An 8,677-nucleotide genomic window follows, 5' to 3' on the forward strand; every position below is an offset into this window, starting at 1 on the left:
GTACCGTCTTGAGTTTGAGTTTCTAAATCTTTTAAACGTTTGATTGATTGACGAACTGTTTTCCAGTTAGTCAACATACCACCTAACCAACGGTGATTTACGTAGAATTGTTGGCTATCTACTGCTGCGGCTTTAACTGCATCTGACGCTGCACGTTTTGTACCAACGAATAACACTTTACCGTTGTTAGAAGCAATGCGAGTTAATTCTGCTAATGCTTCGTTGAATAAAGGTAATGTTTTTTCTAAGTTGATAACGTGAACACCATTACGAGCACCGAAAATGAATGGTTTCATTTTTGGGTTCCAGTAACGAGTTTGGTGACCGTAGTGAACGCCTGCGTTAAGCATATCGCGCATAGAAACTTGTGCCATAAGAATTTTCCTTCAAAGTTGTTTGTTTCGCCACTTATGAACGGCAAAACGGGGTTTAGCCTCCACATATCCTAGAAAATCAATCTACGCTCATTGAGATAATAGACACCCCAATTTCTAGCTTGTGATATGTGTGTGTTTTAGTGTTAAAAAATAAATGGTTATGTTTTTTCTCTTACTTAATCAGTAAAGACAAAAAACGGCGAGTATTATGCCAAAAAACAAACAATTTGCCAATCACTTTATTCTTGTTTCAAAATTAATTGCTCTAAATAAACAAAAACCGTTCTCATTATTGACTAAAGAAATAAGTGCATTTAGAATTGCCGAAATTGCTATACAAAGTCAATCAAACAAAGGAGACTATCAATGAAAAAAACGCTTTCTGCACTTGCTGTTGCTGCTGCAACCTTTGCTTCAACCTCAGCACTTGCTGCTAATGAAGTGAATGTTTATTCTTACCGCCAGCCTTACTTAATTGAGCCGATGCTGAAAAACTTTGAAAAAGATACCGGCATCAAAGTAAATGTTATTTTTGCTGATAAAGGTTTAGTTGATCGTGTGAAACAAGAAGGCGAATTAAGCCCGGCTGATGTACTTTTAACAGTGGATATCGCTCGTGTAATGGAAATTGTGAATGCGGGTCTTGCTCAAAAAATTGACTCTGAAGTATTAGAGAAAAACATTCCTGAACAATTCCGTGATTCTAACGACCAATGGTTCGGTTTAACTACACGTGCTCGCGTAATTTACACCTCAAAAGATCGTGTAGGTAAATTACCTGCCGGTTTTGATTACTTAGATTTAGCAAAACCTGAGTATAAAGGCAAAGTTTGCGTTCGTTCAGGTAAAAACTCTTACAATGTATCACTCTTTGCGGCGATGATTGAACATTACGGCATTGAGAAAACAAAAGCATTCTTAGAAGGCTTAAAAGCAAATGTTGCACAAAAACCACAAGGTGGCGACCGTGATCAAGTAAAAGCAATCAAAGAAGGGATCTGTGATTACTCTATCGGTAACAGCTACTACTACGGTAAAATGTTAGATGATGAAAAACAAAAATCGTGGGCTGAAGCGGCGGTAATTAACTTCCCTAGCGGCGAGTACGGCACACACAAAAACATCAGTGGCGTAGTAATTGCGAAACACTCGCCGAACAAAGCAAATGCGGTGAAATTAATCGAATACCTCAGTGGTGAAAAAGCACAAGGTTTATATGCTGAGCTTAACCACGAATATCCGGTAAAAGAAGGCATTGAGCCATCTGCAATCGTAAAAGGTTGGGGTACATTCACAGCGGATAAAATCAAGCTGGAAAATATTGCAAAACACTATGAAGCGGCATTAAAATTGGTTGATGAAGTGAAATTTGACGATTTCTCTGAGAAAAAATAATCAACCAACAAGCGGTCATTTTTCCACAAAAATTTGCAAAATTTTGCTAAAATACGACCGCTTGCAAAAGGACGCATTTTGCGTCCTTTTATTTTTTATGGAATAACAGGCTTAAAGAAAAATGCGATCACAATTTTGCTGGAAAAGCATTGCAACTCTAACCACTTTTATTGTTTTACTTCCACTCCTTGCCATTGGTTATCACGCATTGCAAGGAGACAGTGAAAACCTTTCCCATCTTTGGCAAACAATGTTGCCAATCTATCTGAAAAATTCAACATTATTAGTGTTAGGAACGGTATTTCTCGCTCTGATCTTTGCTCTGCCTACCGCTTGGATTGTGGCTAACTATCGCTTTTGGGGACAAAGAACCTTGCAATGGCTACTCTGCTTGCCTCTTGCAATGCCTGCTTATTTAATCGCCTATTTATATACTGATTTACTAGATTACTCGGGGGCTTTTCAAGGCTGGTTACGTAGTATTTTTGGCTGGACCAGCCCTCAAGATTATTGGTTTCCCCAAATTCGAACATTGTACGGTGCTTGCTTTGTACTTGCATTAGTGCTGTATCCATACATTTTTTTATTAGTGCGAGTGGCATTATTAGAACAGTCTGAAAACCTAACGCATAGTGCAAAAATGCTCGGAGCATCTCCTGCTCAACTTTTTCGCCGTATTACATTACCATTAATTCGCCCTTCTATTGCAGTTGGTATGGCATTAGTCGCAATGGAAACCTTAGGCGATTTTGGCACCGTTGCCTATTTTGCCGTGCCAACGCTTACTACGGCAATTTATGACTCGTGGCTAGGTTATCACGATCTCGGCACAGCCAGCCAAATTGCGGTCTTTATGCTGCTGATGATTTTCCTATTTTTGACTTTGGAACAATACAGCCGCCGCAAACAAAAAAGCTATCAACGTGGCTATGAAAAGAAATCAGCCTTTAAATCTTTAACCGGTTGGAAATTAGCATTAGCCCTTGCTTGGTGCTGGGGCTTATTGGCGTTAGCTTTTTTCATTCCGCTTGGCAGATTGCTCTATTGGGCATACGACTATTTCGAGCAAGCGTGGAATTTAGACTTTGTCCAATTTTCGCTTAATAGCTTAAAAGTGTCGATTATCGCCTCAGTCATAACGGTTCTAATTGCCCTACTTCTGCATTTTTCTAAACGTTTGAATACCCGCAAAATTTTAGTTAAAAATGACCGCTTGTCGTTACAATTAGCCTCTCTTGGCTATGCTGTTCCGGGAACAGTATTAGCGATCGGTTTACTTTCACCTTTAACATTTGCCGATCATCAACTCCACGCTTGGCTAAAAAGCCTTGAATTATCACCTGTTGGATTGATTTTTTCAGGCTCACTCTTTGCATTGGTATTGGCATATACCATTCGATTTTTAGCAATGGCAATCGGAAGTCTTGAAACTTCGCTCAATAGAATTTCACCTTCATTGGATATGGCAAGCCAAACGCTTGGTAAAAACGGCATCGCAATGTTAGCAAAAATCCATATCCCATTGATTTATAAAGGCATTCTAACTGCCGGATTGATGGTTTTTATTGAGAGTATGAAAGAGCTAAACGCTTCTCTACTACTCCGCCCGTTTAACTTTGATACACTCGCAACCTACGTGTTTACCTTTACATCAGACGAGCAACTTGAGCGTGCTGCTTTGCCTGCCATCGTATTGGTGTTAGTCGGTTTATTGCCTGTTATTTGGCTTACTCGATCACTTATTTCGCAGTCTGAAAAGGAAAGATAAAGGAATTTTATGTCTGTTTTAACTATCAATAATCTGAATCTTAATTTTGGCAGCACAACGGTTTTACAAAATCTCCATCTCGCGGTAAATCAGAATGAAATTATTTGCCTGCTTGGTGCAAGTGGCTGCGGTAAAACTACCTTACTGAAAGCGATTGCCGGGCTATTGCCAATTGAACAAGGTGATATTCATTTAGCCGGACAATGCTTAAAAAGCAAAGCGGTAGAAGAGCGTAAAATCGGGCTGATTTTCCAAGATTATGCTCTTTTTCCACATTTAACGGTGGCTGACAATATCCAATTTGGTTTATCTAAATTGCCAAAAGCTCAACAAAAAGCGATTACCGAAAAAATGCTTTCAGTTGTGCATTTGCAAGGCTTTGAAAGCCGTTTTCCACACGAGCTGTCGGGCGGACAACAACAACGTGTCGCTATTGCCAGAGCATTAGCCTGCCAGCCAGAACTGCTACTGTTAGATGAGCCGTTTTCCAATATTGACAGCCAAACTCGTTATGCGATGATTCAAGAGATCAAACAAATTCTCAAAAGCCAAAATGTGCCGGCTATTTTTGTAACCCATAGCAAAGAAGAAGCCTTTGCGTTTGCCGATAAAATTGCTGTAATGGATCAAGGAAAAATTGTTCAATTTGGTAAGCCAAACGAGCTATATCATTCTCCGGTTAATCCATTTGTAGCGGATTTTTTAGGTGGTACAAACTATCTTAACTGTAATGTAACGGAAGACAAAGTGCTATGTAGCCCGATTGGTGAATTCCGACTCTTCCCTGAAATGGACGTTCAGAAAGGGCGTTACCGCTGGCTTCTTCGCCCGGAGCAGATTATCTTAAAACCCAATGAGCTAGGCTTAGGTAAAGTGGTAAGCAAACTGTTTTTAGGCTTATACTACCGCTATCAAGTTGAAATTAAAGGCATTGAGATTGTAACTTACCAATCCCAAGAGCTGAAAATTGGCGAACAGGTGGAAGTTGGCTTCCAAGTGAGAGAATTTATCCTATTTTAAACAGAGAGAGAATATGAAAATTGAAGTTTGGTCAGACTTTGCCTGCCCGTTTTGTTACATCGGCAAACGCCATTTAGAGCAAGCCTTAGCTCAATTTGGGGCTGAGGTTGAAGTGATTTTCCGAGCCTTTGAGCTTGACCCACACGCAAATGGTGAACCGGAAGGTGATATTCAGCAACGCTTAATGCAGAAATATCAAAAAACGGCTGAACAGGCTGATGAAATGATTAACTATGTAGAGGAAGCTGGAAAACAAGCCGGGCTAGATTTACGCTACCGCACCACACAATACACTCGCACCTTTGAGGCTCATCGCTTGGCAAAATTTGCGGAAAGTAAAGGCTTAGGTGAAGCAATGGTTGAACGTTTATTCAAAGCCTATTTTACCGATAACACTATTTTAGCTAAACGCACAGAACTTATCGGTTTAGCCTTAGAAATCGGCTTAGAACGTGATGAAGTCGCTCAACTGCTCACAGGCGATGATTTCGGGCACGAAGTCCGTGAAGACGAGCGAGTTGCCCACAAATATGGTATTCACAGCGTCCCATTTTTTGTGATTGATGAAAAACTCGGCGTGTCAGGGGCTCAACCGCCAGAAGTACTGCTAAATGCCATCAAACAGGCATTGCAAAAAATAAGTTGAAAAAAGACCGCTTGTTAAGCTAAACAAGCGGTCTTATTCTGAGCTTAGCCCTTAAAATCATTCTAAGTCTTGTAATTAAAACCTAACTGCTTAAATACCCACTTTTCAAGTAACTTATAATTGAAATAGACTAAGTAAGATATTGGGTAGAATAAGAGATAGCTTAGATCACTATATTGGCTCAGATAAAGCACACCAAATAACGCTACTAGCCCAATCTCTACCAATGTCGCATATCCTCCACTCTTCTCCAAAAATCTTCCACAGTTCAGAGGAATAAAAAACAACCAAAGTAGTGCTGATTTTAATATTTTCACTGGCAACAGAAGTAGTGCTTTATCATAAGAAATCTGTTGGAATGGTTGATGAATTTCATCTAGCATCCTCTGTGTAATATTCGGGAAACGAGCCTCTAAAAAAAGATTAGCATTAAGCCATAGTAAAGCTCCTAGCAAGGCCAGAGAGCGAACAGACGGATCTAAGTTTTCAGGAATAGCGAGCATTACCATCATTATAATCAGAGGAATAGAGCACCCTATCGATTTTGCATTAAACTGCCGAATAAAAGTGAAATAGCTGACAAACCAGATCACAAAACTGGTGAAAGCAATGTAGCGATATTCGTTAAAAAATGCCAAGCCAACAATAATAAATGGCAATAAGAAGGCACTCAGCAGTTCCCATATCATACGATACTGATAAAGCCACCTTGGAAGACATTTAACAACCCATGAAATAATCGCTAGCATTAGTAACCCAAACATTAAAAGAACAGCAGAATAAAGAGCCAAAGAAAAGGTTATATACAAAATGTTATTTTCATTGCGAGTAAATACCACAATACCAAACAATATTAGAGGCCAAAAGAAACGAAGTATAAAGGCATAGTCATACAGCCAATCTAGCGTTTTATTTTTCGACATTAAATGGTAACGAAGAGGCTTGTTCGTCTCTTGGCTGATCGTGGGGGTAATGAGCATTGCATAGAATAACGCCAAAATGCGGGAGCCACCCTTTTGCAGATAATTCACAAAGGCTTGAGCAAGTGGAAAGTGATGATCTGTGATGTCCGCTTTCACTGGGGCATAGCCACGATCTCCCCATAAATACTGATTAGCTGCCTCTAATTTCGATTGTAATAATTCACGATCATCAGCAAAAATATAATCCGCACTGTGATAATCACTCAACCAACCAAAATACTCACTCCACTGCTTCCAGATAATCGGGTGTTCAATGTCATTATTTTTTAAAAACAGAAACAGATTGAAAGCAAGTCCTTCCTGTTCACCAAATGCCATTCTCGCCAATAGCTGTTCTTGGATAGAATCCCATTCATTGAGTAATCCCTGCTCGCCTGCCTCTTGATAAAGCTCGGCAATATGATGAAAAATAAATTCACCCGAGTAATACAGCTCATCGTCCTGTTCAGCCAAATCATTCTGTGGCACTAACGGCTCACGCTCTGCCATATCCAACTCACAAGCGGTGAGTTCCGCTTGATTTTCTACGAAATCGGGATCTAATGACAAGATATCCGAATTTGCAAAAAATACCTCGTTTTCGCCCGCTTGTTGCTCATTATCCATTGATAAATCGGGGAACAGAGGTGCCTGCTCTGCATCATCGCCTTCTTCCGTATAAAACGGTGCATCTCGTAGTGCCTGTTCATAGGCTTCCCGCAAAGCTTGGTACCCTTCAGGATCGTCATCAGGACGGGTGATTTTCAATTTTTTCGCATAGGCACGGCGAATTTCCCGCTCATCTGCGGTCGGATCAATGCCTAAGATAGCCCAACACCCCATTCTTCCCCCTTATAGCAACCAACCACTGTCATAGCGTTCCAAACATTCGCTGAATGTTTTGCGAGCCTTACGGATCAGAGTCTCATCTTGGCTTTCCAGCGTTTGCTCAAAATAGGCAAGATATTCGCTAATAATGCGGCGTTCTTCACCTAAATGCTCTTCATATAACCGTTTTCCTTTTTCGAGTAAATAACGGTTCTCTTGCTGTTCCCTCGGGTGAATTTTTAAGCCTGCCAACCGGTTTAACGCCTGTTGAATCTCCGCCTCACTCAGATTTTGGCTGTTTTGCTGAAACACTTTATTATGAGCAATCGAGAGTTCATCATTGGTTAAATCCACTTCCAATAAGCCGTTCATATCATAGCTAAACCGAACATCTACAGAGACTTCACCAGCCCGCCGTTTCGGAATGGTAATTTCCATCTCACCTAATAACAGATTATCCGAGGCGATTGCCGATTCGCCCTGCAAAATTTGAAACAGCAATTTTTCTTGATTATCGTAAATAGTAGCAAAACTTCTAACCCGTGAGATTGGCACCGGCATATTTCGCTCAATAATCGGAGCAAAGCGATTATGTACCAAACGCCCACCCGACAATTCGTGGCTGGTCTGTGTGCCTAATGAAAACGGCATCACATCGGTTAAGACAATCTCTTCCACGCTAGCACTACGGGCAATTAACGCTGCTTGTACTGCAGCTCCACGTGCAATGGCTTCATCAGGATTAATGGCTGAGAGAGGAATCCGTTGGAACCACGCCATAATCGCTTTGCGGATAATCGGCATACGGGTTGCCCCACCAACTAAAATAATACCATCAATATTAGCTAGCGTAATTCGGGCATCACGCAATGCCCGTTCAAGTGGCTGGCGTAGACGGGAGATAAGACTTTGTGAAGCTTGACGGAAATCCTCTTCGCTGATTGTGGCTTGGTGCAATTCTCCTTTTAAATGTAGTTTTACCTCTACCGATTTCTCTTTACTCAGTGTCCGTTTTGCTGTTTCAAATAGCTGCCAATACGCACTACTCTGTTTAATCTGCTGCTTTTGTCCTTCATTTAAAGTCGTACAACGGGATAAAAAAGCGTAGCGAACAGCATTTACAAAATCCTCTCCACCCAGATGATTATCGCCCGCACTGGCAGAAACCTGCACAACGCCATCAAAATAATCAAGAATAGAGACATCGAAAGTACCGCCCCCTAAATCAAAGACCAAAAATTGTGTATTATCGGGCTTATCCTGTAAGTTATAGGCCAATCCAGCCGCAGTAGGTTCATTCAATAACCTTAGGACATTCAAACCTGCAATTTTTGCTGCATTTTGAGTTGCTTGGCGTTGAATTGCATTGAAATAGGCTGGTACAGTAATCACCACATCGCTTATCGTTTCACCTAAATAGGCTTCCGCATCCTCTTTTAACTGTTTTAGCAGTAGTGCCGATAACTCTTCGGCCCGAAAACGCTGTTTTCCCATCGTGAATACTTTGTCGGTTCCAATAAACCGCTTAAAGGATGCCACTGTTTTATCTGGTGCTGTCACCAACCTTTCACGGGCTGGTAGACCGACTAATACAGATTCGTCATCATCAAGACTCACCACAGACGGTGTGAGAAAATGCCCGAAACGATTAGGAATTAACCGAGTTTCACCCTCAATAAAC

General features: G+C 41.0%; 8 protein-coding genes. 5 read left to right on the forward strand and 3 right to left on the reverse strand.

Features of this window, described 5'->3' with window-relative positions; all coding sequences use genetic code 11:
• A partial coding sequence (rpsB, locus tag ACJHV0_RS00910) for a 30S ribosomal protein S2 (RefSeq protein ID WP_483133110.1) occupies nt 1–374 on the reverse strand: 374 nt, incomplete at its 3' end.
• Nucleotides 375–585: 211 nt separating this feature from the next.
• Here rpsB and ACJHV0_RS00915 point away from each other — a divergent pair.
• The 5 genes from ACJHV0_RS00915 to ACJHV0_RS00935 all read left to right on the forward strand — a co-directional run bounded on the left by ACJHV0_RS00915 (nt 586) and on the right by ACJHV0_RS00935 (nt 5,206).
• Nucleotides 586–747 (forward strand): hypothetical protein, encoded by a 162-nt coding sequence (locus ACJHV0_RS00915; RefSeq protein WP_283386005.1) that lies wholly within the window; start codon nt 586–588, stop codon nt 745–747.
• Nucleotides 744–1,772, forward strand: coding sequence for a Fe(3+) ABC transporter substrate-binding protein (locus ACJHV0_RS00920; protein WP_483133111.1), 1,029 nt, complete (start codon nt 744–746; stop codon nt 1,770–1,772). Before ACJHV0_RS00915 ends, ACJHV0_RS00920 begins: the two co-directional genes overlap by 4 nt.
• 121 nt (nt 1,773–1,893) lie before the next feature.
• Nucleotides 1,894–3,540, forward strand: a complete 1,647-nt coding sequence (locus ACJHV0_RS00925; protein ID WP_483133112.1) for an ABC transporter permease — start codon at nt 1,894–1,896, stop codon at nt 3,538–3,540.
• Between the two features lie 9 nt (nt 3,541–3,549).
• The gene (locus ACJHV0_RS00930; RefSeq protein ID WP_483133113.1) at nt 3,550–4,560 is read left to right on the forward strand and encodes an ABC transporter ATP-binding protein; all 1,011 of its coding nucleotides are present in this window, start codon (nt 3,550–3,552) and stop codon (nt 4,558–4,560) included.
• Between the two features lie 13 nt (nt 4,561–4,573).
• The gene (locus ACJHV0_RS00935; protein WP_483133114.1) at nt 4,574–5,206 is read left to right on the forward strand and encodes a DsbA family oxidoreductase; all 633 of its coding nucleotides are present in this window, start codon (nt 4,574–4,576) and stop codon (nt 5,204–5,206) included.
• A gap of 62 nt (nt 5,207–5,268) precedes the next feature.
• On the opposite strand, the gene ACJHV0_RS00940 is transcribed toward ACJHV0_RS00935, so the two are convergent.
• Nucleotides 5,269–7,011 (reverse strand): J domain-containing protein, encoded by a 1,743-nt coding sequence (locus ACJHV0_RS00940; RefSeq protein ID WP_483133115.1) that lies wholly within the window; start codon nt 7,009–7,011, stop codon nt 5,269–5,271.
• Nucleotides 7,012–7,020: 9 nt separating this feature from the next.
• Nucleotides 7,021–8,677 (reverse strand): Hsp70 family protein (locus tag ACJHV0_RS00945; RefSeq protein WP_483133116.1); only part of this gene is annotated, 1,657 nt, incomplete at its 5' end.

Source organism: Mannheimia sp. (assembly GCF_056854775.1).